Source organism: Pseudovibrio sp. Tun.PSC04-5.I4 (genome assembly GCF_900104145.1).
Lineage (GTDB): Bacteria > Pseudomonadota > Alphaproteobacteria > Rhizobiales > Stappiaceae > Pseudovibrio.
This window is the reverse complement of sequence record NZ_FNLB01000006.1, coordinates 36,231-59,720: the sequence shown is the minus strand read 5'-3', so window position 1 is coordinate 59,720 and position 23,490 is coordinate 36,231. Positions and strand designations below refer to the sequence as shown.

At 50.4% G+C, this 23,490-nt stretch carries 19 protein-coding genes and 1 tRNA gene; 8 read left to right on the top strand and 12 right to left on the bottom strand.

Translation table 11 applies throughout. From position 1 onward, the window contains the following. Nucleotide 1: 1 nt before the first annotated feature. The 3 genes from BLS62_RS05345 to BLS62_RS05335 form a co-directional block, all read right to left on the bottom strand. Nucleotides 2-1,156 carry an efflux RND transporter periplasmic adaptor subunit gene (locus BLS62_RS05345; RefSeq protein ID WP_093177906.1) on the bottom strand — a complete coding sequence of 385 codons (1,155 nt, stop codon included), beginning with the start codon at nucleotides 1,154-1,156 and terminating at the stop codon, nucleotides 2-4. Further along, nucleotides 1,153-2,676 (bottom strand): efflux transporter outer membrane subunit, encoded by a 1,524-nt coding sequence (locus tag BLS62_RS05340; RefSeq protein WP_093177904.1) that lies wholly within the window; start codon nucleotides 2,674-2,676, stop codon nucleotides 1,153-1,155. Before BLS62_RS05340 ends, BLS62_RS05345 begins: the two co-directional genes overlap by 4 nt. A gap of 300 nt (nucleotides 2,677-2,976) precedes the next feature. Then, nucleotides 2,977-4,092: a glycosyltransferase gene (locus BLS62_RS05335; RefSeq protein ID WP_093177902.1), complete on the bottom strand. Its 1,116-nt coding sequence runs from the start codon at nucleotides 4,090-4,092 to the stop codon at nucleotides 2,977-2,979. 396 nt (nucleotides 4,093-4,488) lie between these two features. Here BLS62_RS05335 and purU point away from each other — a divergent pair, with 396 nt between their 5' ends. Further along, complete coding sequence (gene purU / locus BLS62_RS05330) at nucleotides 4,489-5,346, top strand: formyltetrahydrofolate deformylase (protein WP_093177900.1); 858 nt, start codon at nucleotides 4,489-4,491, stop codon at nucleotides 5,344-5,346. Between the two features lie 8 nt (nucleotides 5,347-5,354). Further along, nucleotides 5,355-6,281, top strand: a complete 927-nt coding sequence (locus BLS62_RS05325; RefSeq protein WP_093177898.1) for a bifunctional methylenetetrahydrofolate dehydrogenase/methenyltetrahydrofolate cyclohydrolase — start codon at nucleotides 5,355-5,357, stop codon at nucleotides 6,279-6,281. Between the two features lie 111 nt (nucleotides 6,282-6,392). On the opposite strand, the gene BLS62_RS05320 is transcribed toward BLS62_RS05325, so the two are convergent. Together BLS62_RS05320 and BLS62_RS05315 are read right to left on the bottom strand one after the other, a co-directional pair. After that, nucleotides 6,393-7,088 (bottom strand): MOSC domain-containing protein, encoded by a 696-nt coding sequence (locus BLS62_RS05320; protein WP_093177895.1) that lies wholly within the window; start codon nucleotides 7,086-7,088, stop codon nucleotides 6,393-6,395. Nucleotides 7,089-7,096: 8 nt separating this feature from the next. Then, nucleotides 7,097-7,942, bottom strand: a complete 846-nt coding sequence (locus tag BLS62_RS05315) for a lytic murein transglycosylase (RefSeq protein WP_093177892.1) — start codon at nucleotides 7,940-7,942, stop codon at nucleotides 7,097-7,099. 371 nt (nucleotides 7,943-8,313) lie between these two features. Between BLS62_RS05315 and BLS62_RS05310 the strand changes: the two genes are divergently transcribed. Further along, the gene (locus BLS62_RS05310; RefSeq protein ID WP_093177890.1) at nucleotides 8,314-9,315 is read left to right on the top strand and encodes a BMP family lipoprotein; all 1,002 of its coding nucleotides are present in this window, start codon (nucleotides 8,314-8,316) and stop codon (nucleotides 9,313-9,315) included. 89 nt (nucleotides 9,316-9,404) lie between these two features. On the opposite strand, the gene BLS62_RS05305 is transcribed toward BLS62_RS05310, so the two are convergent. Then, nucleotides 9,405-10,817, bottom strand: coding sequence for an aminotransferase-like domain-containing protein (locus BLS62_RS05305; protein WP_093177886.1), 1,413 nt, complete (start codon nucleotides 10,815-10,817; stop codon nucleotides 9,405-9,407). Nucleotides 10,818-10,908: 91 nt separating this feature from the next. On the opposite strand from BLS62_RS05305, the gene BLS62_RS05300 reads away from it, so the two are divergent. Then, nucleotides 10,909-11,505: a LysE family translocator gene (locus tag BLS62_RS05300; protein WP_093177884.1), complete on the top strand. Its 597-nt coding sequence runs from the start codon at nucleotides 10,909-10,911 to the stop codon at nucleotides 11,503-11,505. Nucleotides 11,506-11,617: 112 nt separating this feature from the next. Here the strand turns inward: BLS62_RS05300 and BLS62_RS05295 are convergent, their stop codons facing one another. Then, nucleotides 11,618-12,568 (bottom strand): nucleoside hydrolase, encoded by a 951-nt coding sequence (locus BLS62_RS05295; protein ID WP_093177882.1) that lies wholly within the window; start codon nucleotides 12,566-12,568, stop codon nucleotides 11,618-11,620. 217 nt (nucleotides 12,569-12,785) lie between these two features. On the opposite strand from BLS62_RS05295, the gene BLS62_RS05290 reads away from it, so the two are divergent. Together BLS62_RS05290 and BLS62_RS05285 are read left to right on the top strand one after the other, a co-directional pair. Continuing rightward, entirely contained in the window at nucleotides 12,786-13,064 is a 279-nt protein-coding gene (locus BLS62_RS05290) for a metal-sensing transcriptional repressor (protein ID WP_093177880.1), read from the top strand. A 52-nt stretch (nucleotides 13,065-13,116) separates the two neighbouring features. Beyond that, nucleotides 13,117-14,436 (top strand): MFS transporter, encoded by a 1,320-nt coding sequence (locus BLS62_RS05285; RefSeq protein ID WP_093177878.1) that lies wholly within the window; start codon nucleotides 13,117-13,119, stop codon nucleotides 14,434-14,436. Here BLS62_RS05285 and BLS62_RS05280 read toward each other — a convergent pair. Both BLS62_RS05280 and BLS62_RS05275 read right to left on the bottom strand, forming a co-directional pair. Beyond that, nucleotides 14,433-15,197: a class I SAM-dependent methyltransferase gene (locus BLS62_RS05280; RefSeq protein WP_093177876.1), complete on the bottom strand. Its 765-nt coding sequence runs from the start codon at nucleotides 15,195-15,197 to the stop codon at nucleotides 14,433-14,435. The genes BLS62_RS05285 and BLS62_RS05280 overlap by 4 nt on opposite strands. Before the next feature lie 89 nt (nucleotides 15,198-15,286). After that, on the bottom strand, nucleotides 15,287-15,949 hold the full coding sequence (locus tag BLS62_RS05275) for a YiaD family glycine zipper/OmpA-like lipoprotein (protein ID WP_093177873.1): 663 nt from the start codon (nucleotides 15,947-15,949) through the stop codon (nucleotides 15,287-15,289). 340 nt (nucleotides 15,950-16,289) lie between these two features. Between BLS62_RS05275 and BLS62_RS05270 the strand changes: the two genes are divergently transcribed. Next, on the top strand, nucleotides 16,290-18,107 hold the full coding sequence (locus BLS62_RS05270) for a carboxylesterase family protein (protein WP_093177870.1): 1,818 nt from the start codon (nucleotides 16,290-16,292) through the stop codon (nucleotides 18,105-18,107). A gap of 102 nt (nucleotides 18,108-18,209) precedes the next feature. Here the strand turns inward: BLS62_RS05270 and BLS62_RS05265 are convergent. The 3 genes from BLS62_RS05265 to BLS62_RS05255 form a co-directional block, all read right to left on the bottom strand. Further along, a tRNA-His gene (locus BLS62_RS05265) sits at nucleotides 18,210-18,286 on the bottom strand. A gap of 231 nt (nucleotides 18,287-18,517) precedes the next feature. After that, nucleotides 18,518-19,021, bottom strand: a complete 504-nt coding sequence (locus BLS62_RS05260; RefSeq protein WP_093177867.1) for a phasin family protein — start codon at nucleotides 19,019-19,021, stop codon at nucleotides 18,518-18,520. A gap of 305 nt (nucleotides 19,022-19,326) precedes the next feature. Then, nucleotides 19,327-19,716, bottom strand: coding sequence for a phasin family protein (locus BLS62_RS05255; RefSeq protein WP_093177864.1), 390 nt, complete (start codon nucleotides 19,714-19,716; stop codon nucleotides 19,327-19,329). A gap of 563 nt (nucleotides 19,717-20,279) precedes the next feature. Here BLS62_RS05255 and BLS62_RS05250 point away from each other — a divergent pair. After that, on the top strand, nucleotides 20,280-23,465 hold the full coding sequence (locus BLS62_RS05250; protein ID WP_093177861.1) for a PAS domain-containing sensor histidine kinase: 3,186 nt from the start codon (nucleotides 20,280-20,282) through the stop codon (nucleotides 23,463-23,465). The last annotated feature ends 25 nt before the right edge of the window (nucleotides 23,466-23,490 follow it).

Here is a 23,490-nt window from a genome sequence, read left to right as displayed (position 1 = left end):
CTTATTTTTCTACCGGTTTTGGATCAGGATCGTTTGTTGGCAGAACGGAGTTGTCGATGGTCACAGCTGATCCATTGCGCAGTTTGATTTGCCCTGCGCTAACAACCAGCTCTTTGTCTTTAACTCCTTTGATGACCACAATCTGGTCCCCTCGCTTTGTGCCTGTTTCAACAAAGCGTTCTTCCGTCAGATAAACATCTTTGCCCTTGTCCTTTTTGCCGGTTTTCGTCAGCACATAAACGGTTACGCCGTAGGAGTTGTAGGAGATCGCAGTTTGAGGGAGCGTGACTTGCTCCTTGGGTGCAGAGACAACAATGCTGACATCTGCAAACATGCCGGGGAGTAGCTTCTTGTCGGGGTTTAGGAACCTGCCACGGACAAGGGCGTTACCGTTGTTGATATCCACTTGCGAGTTGATGGCGATAACTTTGCCTTTGACCACTTCACCGGGAAAGGTATCAACGCTGATCTCTACAGCCTGCTCTGGCCGAACTGTACCGAGAAAGCGCTGGGGGACATAAAAATCAACGAAGAGGTCATCCAACTGCTGGAGCGAAACGTAGGATGTACCCACATCGAGATATTGCCCGACGCTGACAAGGCGGATGCCCAGCCGCCCCTTAAAGGGCGCTCTTATGTTCATTTTGGCAATCAACGCCAGTTGGTCCTGTACCTGCCCTTGCAGGTTATTCAAGTTAGACCAATCTGAATCAATCTGCTGTTTGCTGACCGCGTTGACTTTGTACTGCTTCAGATCCCGGTCCAATGTCTGGCGCGCAAATACTTCTTGCGCTTGCAGGGATATGAGCTGAGCGACTTGCTGCGTGGTGTCTTGCTTTATCAGTAATGTGCCTTGTTTGACGTCCTCACCAGATGAAAAATTAATGAGCATGACATTGCCTGCAACTTGCGGCTCCAGATCCGCGCCTTTGATGGCAACAAGGGTTCCTATGGCCGTGATTCTATCCGTCCATAGCTGCTTACTGGCTGTGTACGTTGAAATGACTTCGGTCTTGTCCTGCATTTGCGCAATGATCTTACCAGCGACCAGTGACTTGTATTGTTGGAAGGCATAGAGGCCGCCAAAGACGGTGCCGACGCACACCAGCATGATCACCATATTCCGCTTCTGCCGTGGTTTTTTCTCATTGTTCATGGCTGGTTCACCGGCTGAATTTGTTTTCGATTGAAAGGCGGCACCGCGGATATGATTGTCAGAGGCTCCTTTACCCGGTTTGGCGCAGACAGAGGCCTATTCCACCACCCACCGCCCATCGCAAAGAACAGAGCGACCGTGTCGGTAAAGCGGGCTGCTTGTGCCTGAACGAGATTGATCTTGGCTTGCTGGTAAGTTTGGACAGAAATCAGCAATGTTGTGAGGTCAACGGCCCCAAGTTTGTATTGCTGCTGAGTGAGTTTAAGGCTGCGCATGGCGGAGCGTTCTGCTGCCAAACTTGCTTTCAATGCATCAGCATCCTTTTGGACAGCGCTGATGGCGTTGGCGACATCTCCAAACGCGGTGACAACCACTTCACGGTAATTGGCGGCAGCGCCTTCAAAAGCTGCTATTGCTGCTTTGCGCTGGCTGTTGAGCGCTCCGGCATCAAAGATCTTTTGGGAAAGCGTCGTGCTTATATCCCAAACGCCCGTCCCGGTTGAGAATATTCGGAACAGCTGCTCAGCCTGATTGCCAGCGTTGCCTGTGATTGTAAAACTTGGAAGCTGGTTTGCCAGTGCCACGCCAATATTTGCGCTTGCTGCCCACATCTGCGCCTCTGCGGAGCGTATATCCGGGCGTTGTGCCACAAGCTCTGATGGAACGCTCAGCGGCAGGCTCCTGGGGAGCACCAAATCAGAAAGCTCAAACTCCTTCACGATCTTCTCTGTCGGGAAAAAGCCAGCCAGCGTGTTGATCAGGTTTTTCTGCACGATCAGACTTTGCTCCAGAGCTGGCAAAGTGGCTTTGGTCTGTTCCAATGATGCCAGTGCCTGTAAAACCTGCGCTTCGTCTGTGCCGCCCAAGCGAAACTGTGCTCTGACGATATTCAACTGCTGTTGCTGTACTTTGATGATCTCGTTGGTCGCCCGGATCTGCCCCTTGATGGAGGCTTCCATAATGACGGCGTTGAGCAGGTTGGAAGTCAGCGCCAAATGCGCCGCTTCCACCTGAAACTGGGCGTATTGGACATTGGCGACCTGAGATTCAATATTCCGGCGCACCCCACCCCAGATGTCCAATGTGTAGGACAGGGCCAATGACGCACTGTGCACGCTGAAAATTGGGCTGATGACGGAAATGATCTGCCCTTGAGCACCGCCGCCAGAGGCAAATTTTTGACGATTGAAGCCAGCAGACCCTGTAACCGTGGGATAGAGAGCAGCCCCGGCTGCATAGGCCGTTTCCTGTGCTTGAATAAGGGCTGCTTCTGATTGTGCCAGTGTTGGGCTGTTGACCACAGCCAGACTAACAATCCTGTTAAGCGGTTTGGACCGGAACAACTCCCACCATTCGCCGGGTACGTCTCGATTGGTGTAGAAGGTTTGCGACGCGCCGCCTTGTGTGCTGGCGGAGGCCGTTGCTCCGGGATTATTTCTCGTGAACTTGGCAGCAGGTGAAAGCTCAGGGCGCTTGAAGTCAGGCCCGACCATACAAGCGGATAGAGTAGCAAACAGCATGAGTATAGAGCTGCGCCAAACCTTAGGCGTAGGACCACTCCTCGTCTTGCTGCGAAACCCAGACCTGAAACTCAACAGTGGTGCTCCAATGACCTGCTTGTTTTATTGGTGGAGAACGAACACGTACGCACACGACAAACACCAGCCAAAAGAACACGGCTTCCCTAAAGGTACGGCATGCCGGATTCACAGGTCAAACCTCCTTCCCTGCACGGCCACGTTATCCCACGGTAAAGCGGCAAACTTCACAATTTACCTAGTATTTATAGATGGTTATATGTTGAACAAGCTCATTAGAAATCAGTCAACACGCTCTGCAATCATGGAAAGGAGCGTTTGCTCGTAGGCATCGATTGCGCGTTCCTGAGAGAAGTCCCTTGCGCGGGTGGCCAGCGTATCATCGGACCGGTCGCATTTGACGGCTGCCAGAATTGCCTCTGAAAGCTTATCTGCGTCCCCTGCTGGCACAAGCCAGCCGTTGCGGACATCGCGCAGGACTTCACGCGCGCCTGCTCCGCTGTCCAGCGCGATAACCGGTGTTCCCAAAGCCATCGCGCGGACCATTTCTCCGGGCACGCTGTCTTGCTGGGCCGTTGAGACGTAGACATTTGCGGCGCGCAGGAACCGTTCTGGTTTTTCTATAGCGCCGGGTATGGTGACGATATCATCCAGCGCGAGATTGGAGGTCAGCAGTTTCAGCTCCTCCTGATCTTCCCCCTCCCCCAACACATAGGCATGCAGGTTCTCTTTATAACGCCCGACGGCCATAGCCCTTAGAAGCTGGTGATGTGCATTGCGGCTGGAAACTGCCCCGACACTGACAATCTTGCTCGCACCCCGTGCGTCAAACCACTCCTCCTCAATGGGTTCAGCCGCGGTTTCAAACACGTTCATTTCGACAAGAGGGTTGTAGATGACGGATACTTTGTTTTTTGGAACTTGCTCGCACAGGTCAATGACATGCTCAATGGAGTGCAGTGTGCAGATCACCTTATCGGCATCCCGATAGATTAAAGGCACCGCGATTGTTGCGGCGCTCTTTTGGGTTTCTATGTTCAGCTTGTCAGAGATGGTCACTGAGGTGTGCTGGGTGATCGCAATTGGTGTTTTCAATCGCGAGCGGGTTTTGATGGCGGACAGGCAGGCGATGTTGCTGCCGGTGCCGTGAGACAGAATAATGTCCGGCTTTTCTTTATCCACCAAACGCGCAACACCCGCAGCAGCGGCTGAGGCTCTGGTTTTTTCCAGAAAAACAGGTGTTATGCGCGGAGAGTAATGAGTGAGGTCAACAGGCTTGCCCGTCAGGGTGATCAAGGTGATGTTATGCTGGCGCGCAGCAAGGCCATTTGCGATCACATCTGTGATCTCAGTGATGTCTTCATCCAAGAAGCTTTCCTGAACAATAAACAGTTTCATGACGTGCCCTTGGCCCACTGATCCATCAAAAGTACTCCTTTCCGTGTACTGCACGTTCCGCAATCCACGAGGAGCACCTTGATGCTTACTCCCAAACCCCAGGTACTCTAGAAATCCACGGTGTTGTTCTCAATCTGGTTGATTTAGTACCCAATTATTCCATGAGATAAATGTTAGGGGACGGTCGTGCCCTGCACTTGTTATTCGCAGAGCAAAAGATCCACCGCTAAAACTCAGAGACACTGCGAGCGATCTCTAGGTTGCTAAAAGATTAGCGTTGCCGCAGCGCAACGTTATTTTCTGCAATCCAGTGATGATTTACCCTTTAAAAAACCAGTACTGCGCCCTATGGTGCGCGGCAATAAATTCAATTCAAACTTGAAGATTAAACCTCCTATGAACACCCAGGCAAATTATGTGCTGACCCTTTCCTGCGGAGACAGAAAGGGCATTGTTGCAGCGGTTGCAAATTCAATCGCCTCTCAAAACTGTAACATCTGCGAGAGCGCCCAATATGGCGATCAGGAGATGGGGCGTTTCTTTATGCGCATTTCATTCCGTTCTCCAGACGGGATGAGCAAGGAACAGTTTGAGGAAGGCTTTAGCCCTGTCGCAACTGGTTATGGATTTGAGTGGAAGGTACATGACCTTTCCAAAAAGCCACGCGTTCTGGTGCTGGTTTCTCAAATGGGGCATTGCCTGAACGATCTGCTTTACCGCAACTCCACCGGTCAACTTCCGATGGATCTGGTGGCTGTGGCGTCCAACCATGCCAAGTATCAAACCCGTGTTGAACACGAGAAGGTGCCGTTCCACTATCTGCCGGTGACTAAGGATACGAAAGCAGAGCAAGAAGCGCAGATTATTGATCTGGTTGAGCGCGAAAACATCGATCTCGTGATCCTTGCGCGGTACATGCAGATTCTCTCCAACGACCTTTGTGAGAAGCTGACTGGCAAGATGATCAATATCCACCATTCTTTCCTACCAAGTTTTATAGGTGCAAAACCGTACCACCGGGCCCATACACGCGGCGTCAAGATGGTTGGTGCGACAGCTCACTACGTGACGGCTGACCTTGACGAAGGCCCAATCATCGAGCAAGACGTGAGCAGGGTTGAACACTCCCATTCGGTGAACGAACTCATTGCCCAGGGCCGTGATACGGAAAGTCAGGTTCTTGCGCGTGCTGTCCGCTATCATCTGGAACACCGTATTCTCCTGAACGGCGATCGCACCGTGATTTTTAAGTAGGATTTGTCATGACTGAGGCTCTTATTCTAGACGGCAGAGCCATTGCGGCATCTGTGACAGACGAAATCACAGCGCGCACTGCACGCCTTAAAGCTGAAACAGGCGTAAAGCCGGGTTTGGCTGTTGTGATTGTGGGTGAAGATCCTGCCAGTCAGGTTTATGTGCGCAACAAAGGGCGCACCGCAAACGCATGTGGCTTTAACTCCATCACGCACACCCTTTCAGTTGATGTCAGCGAGGATGAGCTACTCGCCCTTGTGGCTGAGATGAATGAGGACGAGGCCATTCATGGCATTCTTGTTCAACTTCCGCTGCCAAAGCACATCAACGAGAATAAAGTCCTCAATCTCATCAAGCCTGCGAAGGATGTTGACGGGTTCCACCCGATCAATGTTGGCCTTCTGGGCAGCGGCAACACCGACCGTGCATTGGTGCCCTGCACCCCTGCTGGTAGCGTCTTGCTTGCCAAGCGCGCGCTTGGGGCTGACCTTTCCGGCAAAACGGCTGTGATTATTGGCCGCTCCAACATTGTTGGCAAGCCCATTGCCCAACTGCTGCTTCAGGAAAACTGCACGGTTACGATTGCGCACTCCCGCACCAAGGATCTTCCTGATGTGGTTCGTGGGGCAGACATCGTGATTGCAGCCGTTGGCCGTCCGCAGATGGTCCGTGGTGACTGGATCAAACCGGGTGCAACTGTGATTGATGTAGGCATCAACCGCATTCCTGCGCCCGAAAAAGGCGAAGGCAAAACCCGTCTGGTGGGGGATGTGGCGTTTGACGAAGCGCTCGGTCATGCAGCCGCGATCACGCCTGTGCCACGCGGTGTAGGACCAATGACCATTGCTATGCTGATGAACAACACAGTGACAGCCGCCCGCCGCCTGCTGGACCTTGCTGAAGAGCCACCCTTATTTGATAGTCTGAATAAGTAATATTTTCGGAAAAATTGAATGACCTAAAGGCCTCTGAATTTCATCGGAGGCCTTTTCTTTTCAACACTGCCTTGCAACAAAACGCACACCAAAGCGACTGGGCTTAGTGCTCTAAGCGGTGTCTCCCAGCAAGCGCTTTGAGGTATCTTCCTTCAAACCAGCTTTCATTTTCTTTGCGAAGGATGCCCGCCAGTTTTGGGATAAAGCCGGGATCTCAGAGAGTTGCTCAGCCACAGCGCCCTCTAGCTTTGGGTTGAACCTTGCTTTTATCAGCTTGGCCAGCATCCACTCTTCATGGGGGCGGTCAATGACCGACATTGTGTCGCCTATCTGCACTTGCCCGGTTTCTAAGACGCGATAATACCAGCCAGTGCGCCCCGTTTTCTGAAACCGCGCTGCCATTTGAGGAAGGTCAGTATGCAGGGCGAGCTTCCAGCAGGGTTGTCTTCCCTGACAGATTTGCACTTTGGCTGTGCCGATGGAGAGTATATCCCCGAGGCACAGATTGCTTTCATCAAGACCATAGGTCGAGATATTTTCACCAAAGCAGCCCGGCTTGAAGAACTCCGCTTTTTCCGGAAACTCCTCCTGCCAAACTGACATGTGATCAGCAGAATAGTGATGCAGTGCCTTCTCCGGGCCACCATGTACGCTCAGATCGGCTTGCTCATCGCCCTCGAAGCCTGTTTGGGTCAGTTGTAACGGCCCTTCCACCAAGCTTTTGCTAATTGCGGATGGGCTTTTTCCTTCCCAGCGATGCTTTGCACCGCCGATATACAGGCCTCGAATTTCTGCTGATAATTCCATGTTATTCCTTAGTTACTCAGTTTTTCAGCCATGATCTGGATGGTCTTTACGTAGACCCCGGCCCGGTTCCATGAGCGCATCACTTCGTAGTTTGCTGTGCCCGGTCCCCATGGTTGACCTTGCTCCCATCCATAGGACTGCAGGAAGTGTGCTGTGGACGCCAATGTATCGGCTATGTTGTAAAGCAGGTCGCGTTTGCCATCGCCGCTGTAATCGATCGCGAACTTGATGTAGGAGGATGCCAGGAACTGGGTTTGGCCCAACTCTCCTGCCCATGCGCCCTTCATCTCGCTCGGCTTCAGGTCGCCCTTCTGCACGATGAGCAACGCGTGGTACAGCTCATTGCGGAAGAAGTCCGCGCGGCGACAGTCGTAAGACAGGGTTGCCAGTGCGCGAATGGTGTTCATGCCACCGATGCCACGCCCGAACCCTGTTTCCAGCCCCCAGATAGCGGTAATGATCTCACGCGGAACGCCGAAATCCCCTTCAATGCGATTAAACAATGCATCGTGCTTCTTCATCAACTTGCGGCCTTTGTTGATGAGCGCATTGTTGACGCGAAGTTTGTAGAATTCATCAAAGCTCAGTTTGAATGATTTCTGGTTCCGGTCATACCCAATCACCTTACGATTATAGGTGATACCGGAGAGCGACTTGTTCAAAGTCGCTTTGCTGATGCCCTGAGACATTAGCGTCTTTTTGTAGGAAGAAAGCCAACGGTCAAAACCAGCGCCAGTATCGCCACATGTGGCGGCCTGTGCAGCTGATGCGCTTAACAACATGGCACCTGCGCCAAGTATTAATCCTGCTTTTCTCGTTCCGGACTTAATCTTCCCGATATATGATTCGAACACCCCAACCTCCTACAGTTTCTCTAAGCAATTTTGTTGGTTCTAATGATTAATACTAGCCATTTTGGCGGATAACTGAAAAATTTTGCATTGCTGATATATTTATTCGCATTTTAACCTTGATACTAGCACCAGCATGTGTCCAACTAAAGGCTGTACACATAACTGTTTTCAACATGCCTGATCGTTTTGGACAACCTATAAGCGCATAATTAAAGACTAGCTAACACTTGGCTGGACTTACGTGAGGGAACGTATGCACTTAGACTTTTACTTTAACTGAAGTGATTCTCCAGGTTTCGGATTTGTGGTGAAGCCGAACCTGGGGCCGGGCAACTTACAGTTTTCCATTGGGATATAACGGAGGAATGGGTATGAAATCCATCAAAACCATCGCTGCATCTGCAGTACTGGCAGTGGCAATGAGCACGACTGCTATGGCAGCGGACTTTAAGCCTGCAGTTATCTATGACATGGGCGGTAAGTTCGATAAGTCATTCAACGAAGCTGCCTACAATGGTGCTGAGGCTTTCAAAGCTGAAACTGGTATCGAATACCGCGAATTTGAGATCTCTAACGCCTCACAGCGTGAGCAGGCTCTTCGCAACTTTGCCCGTCGCGGCATGAACCCAATCGTAGCAATGGGCTTTGCTCAGGCTGCTCCGGTTGAAAAAGTTGCTAAGGAATTCCCAGAAGTCAGCTTTACGATCATTGATTCTGTTGTCGACTTGCCAAACGTACGTTCTGTTGTCTTTAAAGAGCAGGAAGGTTCTTACCTTGTTGGTATGATGGCAATGCTCGCGTCCCAATCCGGCAAAGTCGGTTTTGTTGGCGGCATGGACATTCCATTGATCTCCAAATTCTCCTGTGGTTACAAGCAGGGTGCGCTGACAACCAACAAAGACGGCGAAGTATTCGTTAACATGACTGGCACCACTCCAGCTGCATGGAATGACCCAGTTAAAGGCGGCGAACTTGCTAAGTCTCACTTCGCACGCGGTGCGGATGTGATCTTTGCTGCTGCTGGCGGCACTGGTCTTGGCGTACTTCAGGCAGCTGTTGATGAAGATAAAATGTTCATCGGCGTTGACTCCAACCAGAACCACCTTGCTCCTGGCAAAGTTCTGACCTCCATGGTTAAGCGTGTTGACGTTGCTGTCGCAAAAGCCTTCATGGATGCCAAAGAAGGTACCTTCACTTCTGGTATTCAGGCTCTTGGCCTTGCTGAAGACGGTGTTGGCTACGCAATGGACGACAACAACGCTCCACTCGTAAGCGCTGAAATGGCTGCTGCTGTAGAAGCTGCACGTCAGGACATCATTTCCGGCAAAATCAAAGTTTATGACTACATGAGCGACATGTCCTGCCCATACTAAGCCTCGCTTAGTCGGCTGGCCAAATTGCCAGATATTAAGAGCCCCTGCTTTTTATGAGCGGGGGCTTTTTCATGAAACCCTATCGCAACCTAACCAACCATGGGCCGAGGGGCCTGCTGATTTCCGGTCTGACTGATTGAAGCCTTCAAATGCATCAATGCCTCCTTGAAATTCTCAGGTCGATCAATGGTCGACAGGCTGACGCGCAGCGCATTTACATCCGTTCGCATTCCGGCTTGAAAATGGCGATGAGACAAGACTTCGACCCCGCGTAGAAGTGCATTTTGCTCCACCAACTCCGCATTTTGATGTTCGGGCAGCTGAAGCCATACAAACAGCTTTTCTTCTCCGCCCTGCATAGCTGCATCAGGGAACATGGCTTTCAGCAAATGAAAGCGCTCCTTCAGGACTTCCCGCTTTCTCATCAGTGTTGCTTGAAGCTCTCCTGTCGTAATCCATCTGGAGACGATCTCCACGTTGAGCGGAGATGCCATCCATGTGCTTTCGCCTATAGCATTAGCGAAGGCAGTTTTGACCGGATGCGGGACGTGGACATAACCTACCCGCAAGCCAGGAGACATGGCCTTGGAGGAGGAGCCAATGAGCACAGTTCTATCCGGCACAAGCTCCAGAAAACTCTCGGCATGGCTTGAGAGGAACGGAGTATAGGGATCATCCTCAATCACCATGAGATTGTATTTTTCCGCCACCTGAGCCAATTTTCGCCGCTCTGTGCTTGTCATTGTGTGTGTGGTTGGGTTTTGGGCATTGGGGATGAAGAAGACCCCGCGAATAGTGTGCTTGGAGCAAGCGCCTTCCAGAGCCTCCGCAGACATAGCCCTCATATTTCCCAAGGCATCTCGTTCTGGTTCAATGGGTACAATTTGCAGACCAAGCGTTGGTAATAGAGACAGGATTGGCGGATAGATCATCGCATCAACTGCGATTGCATCACCGCGATTGAACAGAGCCTGAAACGCGACCTGAATGCCGTGCTGAGCGCCGCACGTGACAAGCGTCTGGTCCGCCCGCGCCGGAGCCCCATAGAACTCCTGCAGAAACTGTGCCCCAATCTCGCGATGATACCCAGTGCCCTCTGAGGGGCCGTATTCATTTAACGTGTTGACCAGAGGGTCTGCGCTCAATTCCACCAGCATTTGGCTAAGGTCTGGATTAAGATGAGCCAATCCCAGATTGCGCGCTAGATCAAGGCTTTGGATACCGGAAGCTTTGGGCATAAGCATCAGTGGCGAGTGAGCACTTGCCGTTTTTGCAACGAAGGTCCCGCGTCCGGTTTCGCCGCGAACGAGCTTTTTGCGTTCTGCCTCCGCATAGGCGCGTGTGATCGTTCCAAGCGTTACCCCAAGTTGATAAGCCAGCTCGCGTTGCGGCGGCAGCTTGTCTCCTTCCACAAGGCGACCTGAAAGAATGTCCTGCTCAAGAACCTTGGCAACACCTAGGTACTTGGGCCCTTTGAGGTTTTTAAGATCAGGCTTCCACATTGTACCCATAACAATAAAACAATTGACCCATAGAATACGTACAATATCTTAGCACAGAACAATAATTGTATCAATTGTATGGATTAAGAAAATGGACTGGGCAACTCTAAGTGCCTTTGCGATCTTCGTGGCAATCATGACCGGAACCCCCGGGCCGGGTAATCTCACATTCATGGCAATCGGCGCCAGCGCGGGCTATCGCACTGCCGTTCCCGTTATCATTGCCGCACAACTGGGCAGCACGGCGTTGAACCTTGCCGTTGCTTTTGGTCTTGGGCAGTTGATGGCACGTGGTGGGCTTCTTGTTGTCGGCTTCAAGTTTGCCTCCATGGGATACATGACCTACCTGGCGTGGCGGATTGTGCAGCTGAATGTGAAACCGAAAGGCGAAGTGAGTTTGCCAACCTTCCGGGAAGGATTATTGATCCACCCGCTGAGCCCCAAAACATGGGCGATGAGCCTCGTTGCCTTTACCAGTTTTTTTGCTGCAAACGGCATGGGGATCTATGAAAATGCCATAATCCTTACCACCGGTTTCCTGATTGGCGGCATGATCTTCCACAGCCTCTGGGCGCTGGTGGGTGTTTCCATTCTCAAAGCCATTGGCGAGGGAGCTGTGATGCGGTGGATCACCATTGGCATGGCAGTTGCTATGCTAGCCGCGACAGCATGGTCTTTGCTTCTGTAACCATGGTGCTGACAGATTAAGCAGCTGCGTTGAATTAAGTTTAGTGCAGCTGCTTCAATTTATTTCACACGTATTCTTATCTGAAAAGCCAGAGCACTTTTTGAGAGTAAGTTTAGGACAGAGCTGCCTGCGTTGCTTCAAAGAGCCGCTCCAGCTTGGATCGATCAGCTTGCTCTATGATACTGATGATAGGCGCTGGGGTTTTGCCTTCGTAGTCGAGGATCGTTGCGCCGCGGCTGTACTCACCACCCGTCTCGACAAGAACACCACAGACGATTGTTTTTGCGGCTACTTCAGGGTCCAAAATAGCGGCAGCAGCTAGTGGATCAGGCAGGATCAGCAGATCTCGTTCATACCATCTTTTGCCACGCTCACGCATAAAGGTGCACAAATGCTCTGCAAATTTAGCAGGTGCAGTATCTCCGAGTCTCTCGAAAATACCATCAACGACATCCCCTGGGAGGGCTTGATTCAGACAAGGCTCCCAAGGCACCAATGTTGCATTGATACTTTGTGAGAGAACGATCTTGGCTCCCTCAGGATCACAGAGAATGTTGAATTCCGCTGCTGCTGTCACATTGCCACGACCGTTACATGTACCGCCCATAGCCCAAACTCGGTCAATGCCTTCAGCAAGGTCGGGCTCTTCTCTAAGAACCTCTGCCAAATTGGTGAGAGGTCCGATGGTCAGGATCTGTAGTTTTGGGCCACCCAAGGCAGCTTTGCGCAATACGTCCCGAATAACGTAGTGTGCACTTTCGCTCCGAATACGCAGCTCATGCTCTGGCCGCTCAACGTCGCCTAAACCGTCTTTACCGTGTACGTAGGTTGCATCAAGTGTCTCACCCACAAACGGACCTGCGGCGCCTTTGTGGACGGGGATATCTGCATTACAAACAGCAAGAACATCGAGGATATTTTGCGTTGCCTGATCCAGATTGACGTTACCGAAACAAGTGGTGATGAAGTCTATTTGCTTTCCAGCACCGATGAGCATCATCAGAGCTATCGCATCATCAACGCCACCGTCTGTATCGACGACAAAGACAAATTTCCCAGGCACGCCATTCTCCCAGCGCAACTTCTTGGCTGCGCAACAGTTTTATAAATTCATTGGAGGAGTTTGACCCGTCTTTGTGTCAAGGGCAAGCCTCGTAAAATCCTTGGGGTCTAGTCATTCCCTCTGGGGCAATTCTCATGAGAATACGAGCTGCGCTCCTTGAATTTGCCTCAACTTGCAGGTGATTGCTATATCCTCCCTAGGGGGATATATTCAATGTATGACAAAAAGCCATAAGCACACTTCGCATCCAGATATTGTTAATCGCTTAAAGCGAGCGAACGGGCATCTAAAATCGATCATCGCCATGATTGATGAAGAACGCCCTTGTCAGGAAATAGCACAACAACTTCATGCAGTTGAACGAGCTGTCTTGCAGGCGAAAAAGACCCTGATTTATGACCATCTTGATCATTGCCTGAAGAGTGCATTGGATGATCCAGATACGGACTCAGCGCAGACCGTTGATGAAATTAAAGCGATCTCCCGATACCTCTAGGGGGATACAAAACCCGGAGACACGGGTTTAAATTTGCCAAGGAGATCTTCTTTTGTTGTACGTACTTGCAAACCGAACCTACAGACATCTGTTTTTGGCGCAGGTCATTGCACTTTTTGGGACTGGCCTTGCAACCGTCGCCCTGAGCCTGCTTGCCTTTGATATTGCCGGCGAGAATGCAGGGTCCGTTTTAGGAACTGCCTTTGCCATCAAGATGATCGCTTATGTGGGACTTGCCCCAATAGCTGCGGCGCTTATCGAGAAATTACCTCGCCGAGCCGTACTGGTTGGGTTGGATCTTGTGCGGGCCGGTATCGCACTCCTCCTGCCGTTTGTTACCGAGATCTGGCAGATTTATGTCCTGATTTTCCTCCTGCAAGCTGCATCCGCTGCTTTTACACCCAGTTTTCAAGCCGTCATTCCAGATGTGTTGCCCAAGGAAAAGGATTACACCAACGCGCTCTCGCTTTCCCGTCTGGCGTATGATCTTGAGAATCTCTTAAGCCCAACTATTGCAGCTGGCCTCCTATTGTTTGTGAACTTCCATGGATTGTTTGGCGGCACTGTGGTTGGTTTCCTTGCCTCTGCTGCCCTTGTGGTTTCTGCCAGTTTTCCGAAGCTCAAACCAGTACAGAACCAACGCACAGTCAAGCGTATCACCCAAGGAACACGCATCTACCTAGGCACCCCTCGTCTACGCGGTATGTTAGCTGTTTACCTCGCCGTGGCAGCAGGCGGTGCCATGGTAATTGTCAACACTGTGGTGATTGTGCAGGGTGTGTTTGGATTAGGGACCGCAGATGTTGCACTTGCACTGGCCTGTTTCGGCGGCGGGTCCATGATCACTGCTCTTGCCCTGCCTAAGTTGCTGGAACGCATGAAAGACCGGAGTGTAATGATCCTCGGGGCTGTGGTCATGTCTATCTGCCTTAGCTTTGGATATTTTGTGCAAAGCATTGAGACCTTGTTGCCGCTCTGGTTCTTTATGGGGATTGGCTATTCCGCTGCACAGACGCCCTCTGGCCGTGTCCTACGACGCTCTTCAAACTCCAGCGACCTACCTTCCGTATTTGCGTCGCAGTTCGCCTTGAGCCATGTGTGTTGGTTGATTGGATACCCTGTCGCTGGCTGGGTGGGGTCAAGCTTCGGCATTTCCTCCGCCTTTGTGGTGATGGCCGTTCTGGCCTGGATCAGCGTTGCCAGTTCTTTGGTTCTGTGGCCCAGCAGTGATGCTGAGGTTTTACGACACTCCCACGAGGGCCTTCCTGATGATGACCCGCATTGGAAGACCGGCGGTGAGAAAGTCGGTAAGAGTCACGCACACGCTTTCCGGATTGACGATCTTCATCCAAGATGGCCGAGTGGCTTTTAAGGTCGGACTCTTCCAATACGCATTGTAATGGGCCAGGTGATCTTTCGGCATTTATCTGGCTCATTCCATAGAGCTGTCAGCTCCTCAGCAAAGTTTTCCATGAGGGAGCTTTTACCTGCTTTGGTAGCTGTTTTTACCAATGACCATGTGCGGATATATCCAAGGAACTGCTCCAGATTCCAATTCCGTTCAATGGCGAGTTCTGGTTGTTGCAGCTCAGCAAATGGAAAATCAAAGCTGGCATAGCCGTTGTCGACATGTTGACGTTCAGGCGGCCAATATGGACCAATCTCATCATAATAGAATTGGCGGAAACGTGCGTTGCAGACATCATCCTCAATCGCCAACACACCGTAGTTCACCAATGCCAGAACGCAATCTGGATGAGCGATGCGCCGGACTTCCTGATAGAACTCAGGCAGATTGAACCAATGTGCGGCTTGTGCAGCGACGATGAGGTTTACTGAACCAGATTCCACTGAGATCTGCTCGGCAGGCTCAACCAGAAACCTGACATTTTCGATAGGTTTGGCACTCTCAATTTGAGAGGCACTTACGTCCGTCGCGATAATCTTTGCAAATCGATGTGCCAGAAGACCTGTGAACTGGCCTGTTCCGCAGCCAACTTCCAAAGCAAGGTTTTTCTGCGAGCATTGAGCGGCGAGATATTCAGCGAGCTCGGGTGGGTAGGTTGGGCGGAATTTTGCATAGGCCTCACCTGCAGATTGGAAATGCGATGCGGCGAGAATGTTTCGGTTCATGCGTTTTTCTTCCCTCTGACTGAGAAAAGTTTAACAAAAAACGCGGCCTCGACAAGAGACCGCGTTCCAGAACTTTGAATTTTGTCAGCTTAGTTCAACGGAGACAGAACAATCTCTACGCGGCGGTTCTGCGCACGGCCAGCTTCTGTGGCGTTAGATGAGATTGGGCTGGTCAAGCCGTAACCAACTGCAGCAATGCGAGTGCCATTGACGCCTTGGCTGTACAGGTAGCTGCTCACAGAATCTGCACGACGCTGGGAGAGTTCCAGATTGTACTGAGCAGCGCCGGTGTTATCGGTATGGCCGTATACGTTCAGACGGGTCTGGTTGAATTCCTTCGCAACCAGTGCCACGCTGTTGAGCACCTGCATAGCACGGGTGCTGAGGGATGCCTGAGCAACACCAAAGGTCACGTCGTTTGGCATATTCAAAACGATCTGGTTGCCATTACGAGTAACAGAAACACCGGTGGAGCGAAGCTGAGTACGGAGCTGGTTTTCCTGACGGTCCATGTAATTACCGATACCACCGCCGAGAAGGCCACCAGCAGCTGCGCCAACCAGAGCACCTTCAACGCGAGCGCTTTTGCCGCCAGCGATTGCACCAATGATTGCACCAGTCGCTGCGCCAAGGCCAGCGCCACCAGCAGTATTAGATATGCCAGACTGACCAGTGTACGGATTGGTGGTTGTACATGCAGCAACAGAAAGGACGAGTGCAATTGCCATTGCAGCGCGCATCAGTTTTTTCATTTAAAATTCTCACATCGTAATTTCAAGCAGGGCAGAGCGAACACAACACATTTGGTCCGCTTTGAATGTTAGCCCTATCAAAAACCACTGAGCCTTCAATACAAGTGCTCAATGCGACTGTGCCCATGAATTCCACCGGATTCCCCCCAAGAAACCGCCATTTCTCTTGGTTTGTGACAGCAGTCACACAAATTCTAAGGGAATTAAACAAAGCTTTTTGACTCTCCAAAATTTGCCATAATTCCGGCAATGCAATTTAAAGCAAGTTGCTTAACTCGCTCTTTTCCTAATTGGCTAACACTAAAAGGAACGCCCAAAACAATAATAAAGGTGGGGTTCCATGAAGATACTGCTTGTTCTTGCCTTCAGCTTGCTCAGCTGTTCGTGGTCATTCGCGCAGGATGCCTCCCGAGCAGGACAATTGTTGTTTGCCCCCAATCAACCTGCTCCCCCACCGCAACCCTGTCTCACCTTGAGCAACAAAAAAGTGCTGTGTGGCAAAGCCGATGGCAGTGGCAGTCAGTTGCTGAGCGTTTTCAAAGGCGTTCAATACGGTCAAGCAAAGCGATGGCAAACTGCCACGGTTTTTGATGAGTATGAGCCCAATGGGTATGAGGCGCTGGATTACGGAGCCCGTTGCCCTCAACCTATTGCCAAGCCTGATCAACCAATTCGCGGGATTGAAGATTGCCTTTACCTCAACATCTGGGCGCCTGCCGGAGCTATCAAAAACCTGAGCAAATTGCCTGTCATGGTTTTTTTCCATGGCGGTGGGTTTCTTGCTGGTGGGTCCAACACCAACTATCGCACTGCGGATGGCCAGATCCTCGACTTATATGATGGTAAACCCTTCGCTGCGGACCAAAACGTCATTCTGGTAACGGTCAATTTTCGACTTGGCATTCTGGGCACATTGTCGACTGAAGGAACAACGGGACAAGAACCAGCCAATGGCGGCAATTACGGTTTTCAAGACCAACAAGTTGCCCTTAAGTGGGTGAAGAAACACATCACCACATTTGGCGGAGATCCGGAGCAAGTCACTCTTTTCGGGGTAAGCTCTGGTGCAATGGCAATCGGCTTGCATCTGTTTAGCAATGACCAATCCAAGGATTTATTCAAAGCAGCTATTATGCAAAGCAGCGCGGCTGGTTATCGTTATAGAAACAAAGAGGAAGGCAAAAACCTTTTCTACTTTTATCTAAAATGCTTACGCTCTGTGATCCGCAATCCCGAAGCAGATGAATGCGCGTTAACTGCACAGCTTGATGATCTGGACAACGCAACAACCCGGCAAGTGCTTCTCGCTCAGAATCTAATGCTCGTATCTAACTACAAAAAAGGGGTATTTCTCAGCGCCCTCCCCGGCAGCATCCTCTTCTCTCCAATCATTGACGGTCAATTCCTGACTGAACAGCCGGATAAAAAAATGGCAACAGGCAGTGATAAGCCGCTGATGTTTGGCATCACCAAAGACGAAGGTGTTTTGTTTGCAAATTACGTTGATGCAGGCGGGGGATTGAATGCAATCTCGTACAATAATATCCTTGCCCGTGATTTTGAGAACCCAATGCAAGTTGTCAATCAGTTTGGATATGGCGCACAAACCCCAGCGGCACATGGACTGCGGCCCAAGAGCCCGGCAACTGCACTTTCTAATCTGATAGAAAATTATATGCTTACCTGCCCAAACATGGCGGCGAACATAAAAGCAGAAAAGCCAACAACCAACATGTGGTTCTATCTTTTTGCGCAGACTGATGTGGCAAATTTGATGAAGCCACCTAGTAACCCAGCGGTCAAAAATGTTTGCGGTCCACACAATGAGTGGAATAATTCCTGCCACGCATCCGAGCTGCCATTTGTGTTTAATAACATGCCGCCAGTCGCAACGCAGGAAGACAAAGATCTTGCTGTAAAGATGAATGCGCTCTGGGCTCAATTTGCCAAAACACCAGAGGCAGGCCCTGCAACAGACTGGAAACTGTGGAGTTGGCCGAAGACCGGAAATCCATCCAACTTCAATGTTTTACAAGGCGCGAACCAAGACAAAACCTATGAGGATCTCTTCGAGCAATCAGATTGCGGATTTTGGCTTGGGGAAGTTATTGAAAAGAACGTGAATGCCATTCTCATTCCGGATCAAATGCCGAAATGATAAACGAGGCCGCTTTGAAAGCGGATCCGTTTTTCGGGAAGAAATAAAACCTGGCGAAGCAGAGGATCTCTTCTTATCTCACGAACGAGCCTTAAGAAGAGATGGTACAGACGAGTGGGTTCGAACCACCGACCTTCGGAGCCACAATCCGACGCTCTAACCAACTGAGCTACGTCTGCTTGCCAGTGGCGCGGAACATAAGTACAAATGTGAAAGTTGGCAAGGCCTAGAAACATCTAAATGAAAAAAGTCCACAGCACTGATCATAAACCGCCATTTATCTATCATAAGTATGTAATTTAACTCAGTTTTTCAGTGCGTTAAACGCAAAATCCTCTCGTTTGAGTTGCAAAACCGGCTGCAACCAATCGAGAGGACATGGCATTTTTTTATAAAAAATAGTGCTGGCGTTATGCGAGCTTCATATCTTTCATTGATTTAGTGAAAACTTCTTTCGCTGGCTGGGACACAGTGGTCGCTAGTTTGGAAGCTGACTCTTGTATCTCTTTCACCTGCTGGCTCACAGTGTCGTACTGTTTACGGCTGAAGCTGGACTGAAGCTCAATTGCTTCAGAAATGTTCTTCACACCGAAAAGTTCGCGCATATGTGAGAAAACTGCTTCAGAGTTGTCTTTGGCAGCATCAACGGCCTTGAGGTTCATTTCCATGAAGCCATCGCGCGTCACTTCCATAGCGTCTTCCATCATGACGGAAGCTTCTTCAGAAGCGGATTTCACTTTAGCGTAACCCTCACGGGCCTGATCAGCGCTTTTTTCAGTCATCTGCTGGATAAATGCAGGCACTTCCATCTTGTTCATTGCAAACACCTCATTCTCGATAGATTTTGTAGGTTTGGACGCAGCCTCTTCAGCTTTGCTCTCAATTTTTTTGGTATCAATTTTCGTAGTGGTCATCGGGATTGCTCCTTATCGTCTTGGGAGAAACATAAAGGATCGAAAGGGAGCTTCAAAACTCTCCCAAGGTCAACTTGTACTTAACATAGGAAGTATTTTTGTGCATTGCAACATTATTTTGCAGTGCAATAATTCATTTTGCGATTAAACAGCTGAAGCGTAGGGGGAAACTTTTTTATTCTCCTCATGCAAATCACAGCTTTTGCACCGAGTGGTTGAGGAGATCTTTTAAGAACAAGGCAGTTTCCCGCCTCATTCAAGCTGTGAAACTCATTTTGTGTGTCTTGTTCGTCGGTCAGTTTGAGTTACTGGAATTCGCCGGCTTTTTTGGCCACTTCGTTGACGGCTTGAGATGCTTTTTCTCCCATCTCGCGCACCTGCGCCCCAGAAAGTTCCATCTGTTTGTGGAGGTACTCGGTTTGCAGACCCACTAACTCTTCCATATTCTGTGCCTGAAACATACGTTGTGCCAGTTCAAAGGCGGAATTCACATTCTGCTCAGCGAAGGTCAATGCTTGACGATGCATGCCTGCTGAATCGACTTGCATCGGGTTGGAGGCACCTTCCATGCTGGAAACAGCGGTTTCAGTTGCATCCATAAAGTGATCGAAAGCTTTGCGTGCTTGATCGATGCTGCGATCAGCAAACTCACGCATCTGCTCTGGGACTTCAAAGGGAACTTTTGTATCTACCATGCTTTTGCCTCCACCTTTTGAGATTAAGGGTCATTGTGCAGTGTCAGAAGGGCCTATTCCCTTCGCTGTTTGCAACTCGTTTACTCTGTCGTGGCAATGTTATACTTAACCAAGCGGAAAGAAAATAGGAGCTTAGATGAGCCCGTCAGTTTACGATACCTTAAGTATACAAGGATTGGGGGGTGAATAATTGAGTGGCATGTTTCTATTGGAATTGACACGCGGGGGCATCAGCCGCCATTGATAAACTCTAAGCCTTTATCGGGATTTAGGTTTTGAAAATAGCGGTGGGTGAGTTGCCTCATATAGCAGGCTCTGGTTTTTCAATGCTTACGGAGAAGGCAGGTTGGGGCTATACTTGAGATAATGTACCCCTGATAAATTGAGGCAGGTTTATTTAGTAAGCTTACAGCACAACTGCTGAAGTCGCTTACATGGCCGTTTCAAACTGTATATCATTTGGCTGCACCGATAGTTTTGCGCCTTGGTGCTTGTGAAAGAGAGTAGATTGCGTTTCTCAACCAAACCCTTTTTGGGAAACCCTCAAAGTAAGGACCTAGCTCGTGGCTGACTTTGTCTTTAAGCGCCGTCAGAGGCCTATCCGCTTCACATGGGAGCTGGATCGTAACGGGTGCTTTCGCAGCTTCTCGAAGGAGTTTGGCGAACTTCTTGGACCGCAGGACGCTGGCCTGATCGGCTTGCCGTTTGATGTGGTGCGTAAGAAATTCAAAATGGGCAAAGTGCCTATAATTACAAAAGCAATCAAAAAACAGCGTGCCTTCACTGGCGCGACGGTCCTTTGGCCCATCTGCAATACTGCGAAAGTGGTTCCGCTGGATTTGTCTGCCCAACCGGTTGAAACCAATGACGGTGAGTTTGATGGCTTGCGCGGGTTTGGTGTCATTCGCAGTGTGGATGCGAAAAAGACTGAGGAAGATGTTGACCCGATTGCTGTTCTGGCCAAATTGCACACTGCAATGCAGGCGGAAGATGAGTCTGAGCCAGCAGAAGAAGGCAATTTCCCTGTTTCCAGCTCTGCTGAGACTGTAATCGTTCCTGTGTTGACATTGGAGCATGAGCAGCCAGAACGCTTTATTCAGGAAGAACTCGCTCCTTTAGAAGCTCTTGCTATAGAAGAGACCGCCGAGTTTACCGAGGTTTTTGAAGAGACCCGCATCACCGCGCCGGGCTTTTTACAGAGTGAACCAGATATTCCTGAGCTCCTTATCGATTTCGACGAGGAAGAAGATGAAGATGAGGTCTCCCCGGAGGTTGAACCGGAAGCGCAGCATAAAGACGAACCTGCTGCTGAGGTTGAAAACCCAGAAGCATCTGAACCTGTAGCTGTTGAACAGGATAACACTGAAACTGACGGTATTTCTCTGCAAAGCTCCGAGAACTCAGAGCCTGTAGAAGACACTGCCTTAGAGATCGAAGCAACTCCAGAACAGGAAGAAACCTTCCTTCAGCTAACTGATGACGATGTGACGCCTGACCCAGCTGACCCGCTTGAGATTGCCGTTCCTGTTGACGTTGTTCAGGTTAACGACCTCCCTGCAACAGACATGGAAACTGAACCGGAGGCTGCAGAAGAGGATCTGCAACGGTTTGAAGAGGACCTCACAGAAGCTGCTGAGATTGAAGTTCCCGAGGTTCCTCAGAAACAGGCCGCTCCAAGTAAAGCGCCTGAACCAACCAGCAAGGATGATTTTGCGCGCGCAATCGCAAACCTGCCCGATGCTCCACGAAAGAAACGCAGGTCCGGACCACGCAGTCTTGCTGAGCTGACCAACAGCATTGTTCGTTTGGTAGACAAACATCCCGCCTCTCGTGAGAACTTTGGTCTTTCCAAGCCTGAACGAGACGCCTTTGATAAAATTGCTCAGGCGTTAAGTGCCGATAAGAAAGAAGAGAAGGCTGCAACATCTTCTCCTCATCCGGAACCATCAGCAGAACCTACTCCTATCACCGCGGATGAAACTGCGGCAATTGCCGTTGCTGAAACTGATGTGGTTGATGACACTCCATTAGCACCAATTGCCGACAACATTATCCCGCTTCCGGCAGAGCCCGTGTCTCGCGGCCAAACCTTTGAAACGCGTCTTGATGTGGCTGATGCGGGACCAAAGCAGGACAATGTAACCCATGTTGTGCTGCCTCGTGTTCCACCGGACATTGAAGAAGCTGCTGAACGTGCACGTGAAAAGACAGGCCGTATTCCAGATAAGCCTATCGTTGCGCCTATAGATCCGCGCTTGCTGGACCGTTTGCCGATTGGCGTTGCTGTGGTGAGTGGCCGTGATGTGGTTTATGCAAACGATACCCTGCTTGAACTGATGGGTTATGAACGCTTTGAGGCGCTGAATGAGGCAGGTGGTCTTGAAGCGATCTTCGCTGAACCGGAAGAATGCCCAGCTCCAAGCTCTCAGACTGTGGATCGTATTGTTCACGTGCGGCTGGCGGCTGGCGGCGTCCTTTCCGTTGATGCACGCATGCATGCTGTGCCGTGGAATGGTGCGCAGGCATTGATGATTTCTGTCGTCGAAAAAGTGCAGAACGCTCCCGAGGCTGCAGCTCCAACTGCCCCTGTAACTGTTGTTGAAAGCGCACCAAGCTTGCAGCTTCAGCATGCTCAATCACGCATCATGGAGCTGGAATCTGTATTAGCAACGGCAACCGATGGAGTGCTTGTTGTTGACCAGAAAGGCATCATCCGCAGTGCAAATCATTCAGCAAAAGCTCTCTTTAATGCAGAAGAAGATGATCTTTTGGGCGCACTACTAACGCGGTTTTTGGCGGATGAAAGCCACGTTGCTGCTCTGGATTACCTTGATGGTTTGGTTGCCAACGGTGTTTCCAGCGTGTTGAATGATGGCCGTGAGGTCATTTGCCAGACACTTGATGGCGATATTTTCCCGACTTTCCTCAGTATGGGCCGCGTCAATACATCCGATGAGCGGTTGTTCTGCGCTGTTTTGCGCGACATTACTCAGTTCAAACGGGCAGAAGAAGAACTGGTTAGTTCACGTTTGAAGGCTGAAAAAGCCAATACTCATAAGTCTGAGTATCTCACAAAAATCAGCCATGAAATCCGAACACCGCTGAATGCAGTGATCGGCTTCTCTGAAGTTATGCAGGAAGAGCGTTTCGGGGAGCTTGGCAACCCTCGCTATAAAGAATACGCCCGCGACATTAATCGCTCTTGTTCTCACATGCTTACGCTTATTAACGACTTGCTTGATCTTGCCAAGATTGAAGCTGGTAAGATGGACCTGACGTTTGAGGCTGTTTCTGCCGCTGATATCATCAGTGAATGCGTCGCGCTTTTGCAACCGCAAGCAAATGACCAACGGGTGATTATTCGGGCTAGTACACCTCTTTCCGTACCCAAGGTTGTTGCTGATCCCACAACACTGCGACAAATCACGCTGAACTTGCTTTCCAATGCGATCAAGTTCAACCGCTCCGGTGGGCAAGTTATTGTCTCACTGGTGCTGGAGCCAAATGGTGAAGTGCACTTGCGCATTCGCGATACCGGGCATGGAATGTCTAAGGATGATCTGGAAGCGGCCTTGCAACCATTCCGCCGCCTGAATGCTTCTGCTACGACTGAAGGGTCTGGTCTTGGTCTTCCATTAACCAAAGCCTTGGTGGAAGCCAATCGCGCATCCTTTTCAATAAATTCTGAAGAGGATGAGGGTACGCTGGTCGAAGTCATCTTCCCGCCTCAGCGAGTTCTTGCGGAATAACGCGTTCCTGCGGTGGAAAGACCAT

What these genes read in the sequence shown, in the direction of transcription:
- BLS62_RS05345 (WP_093177906.1), bottom strand. Translation starts at nt 1,156, where the DNA reads ATGAACAATGAGAAAAAACCACGGCAGAAGCGGAATATGGTGATCATG.
- BLS62_RS05325 (WP_093177898.1), top strand. Translation starts at nt 5,355, where the DNA reads ATGACTGAGGCTCTTATTCTAGACGGCAGAGCCATTGCGGCATCTGTG.
- BLS62_RS05310 (WP_093177890.1), top strand. Translation starts at nt 8,314, where the DNA reads ATGAAATCCATCAAAACCATCGCTGCATCTGCAGTACTGGCAGTGGCA.
- BLS62_RS05275 (WP_093177873.1), bottom strand. Translation starts at nt 15,949, where the DNA reads ATGAAAAAACTGATGCGCGCTGCAATGGCAATTGCACTCGTCCTTTCT.
- BLS62_RS05270 (WP_093177870.1), top strand. Translation starts at nt 16,290, where the DNA reads ATGAAGATACTGCTTGTTCTTGCCTTCAGCTTGCTCAGCTGTTCGTGG.
- BLS62_RS05255 (WP_093177864.1), bottom strand. Translation starts at nt 19,716, where the DNA reads ATGGTAGATACAAAAGTTCCCTTTGAAGTCCCAGAGCAGATGCGTGAG.
- BLS62_RS05305 (WP_093177886.1), bottom strand. Translation starts at nt 10,817, where the DNA reads ATGTGGAAGCCTGATCTTAAAAACCTCAAAGGGCCCAAGTACCTAGGT.
- BLS62_RS05260 (WP_093177867.1), bottom strand. Translation starts at nt 19,021, where the DNA reads ATGACCACTACGAAAATTGATACCAAAAAAATTGAGAGCAAAGCTGAA.
- BLS62_RS05280 (WP_093177876.1), bottom strand. Translation starts at nt 15,197, where the DNA reads ATGAACCGAAACATTCTCGCCGCATCGCATTTCCAATCTGCAGGTGAG.
- BLS62_RS05335 (WP_093177902.1), bottom strand. Translation starts at nt 4,092, where the DNA reads ATGAAACTGTTTATTGTTCAGGAAAGCTTCTTGGATGAAGACATCACT.
- BLS62_RS05320 (WP_093177895.1), bottom strand. Translation starts at nt 7,088, where the DNA reads ATGGAATTATCAGCAGAAATTCGAGGCCTGTATATCGGCGGTGCAAAG.
- BLS62_RS05340 (WP_093177904.1), bottom strand. Translation starts at nt 2,676, where the DNA reads ATGCTGTTTGCTACTCTATCCGCTTGTATGGTCGGGCCTGACTTCAAG.
- purU (WP_093177900.1), top strand. Translation starts at nt 4,489, where the DNA reads ATGAACACCCAGGCAAATTATGTGCTGACCCTTTCCTGCGGAGACAGA.
- BLS62_RS05290 (WP_093177880.1), top strand. Translation starts at nt 12,786, where the DNA reads ATGACAAAAAGCCATAAGCACACTTCGCATCCAGATATTGTTAATCGC.
- BLS62_RS05300 (WP_093177884.1), top strand. Translation starts at nt 10,909, where the DNA reads ATGGACTGGGCAACTCTAAGTGCCTTTGCGATCTTCGTGGCAATCATG.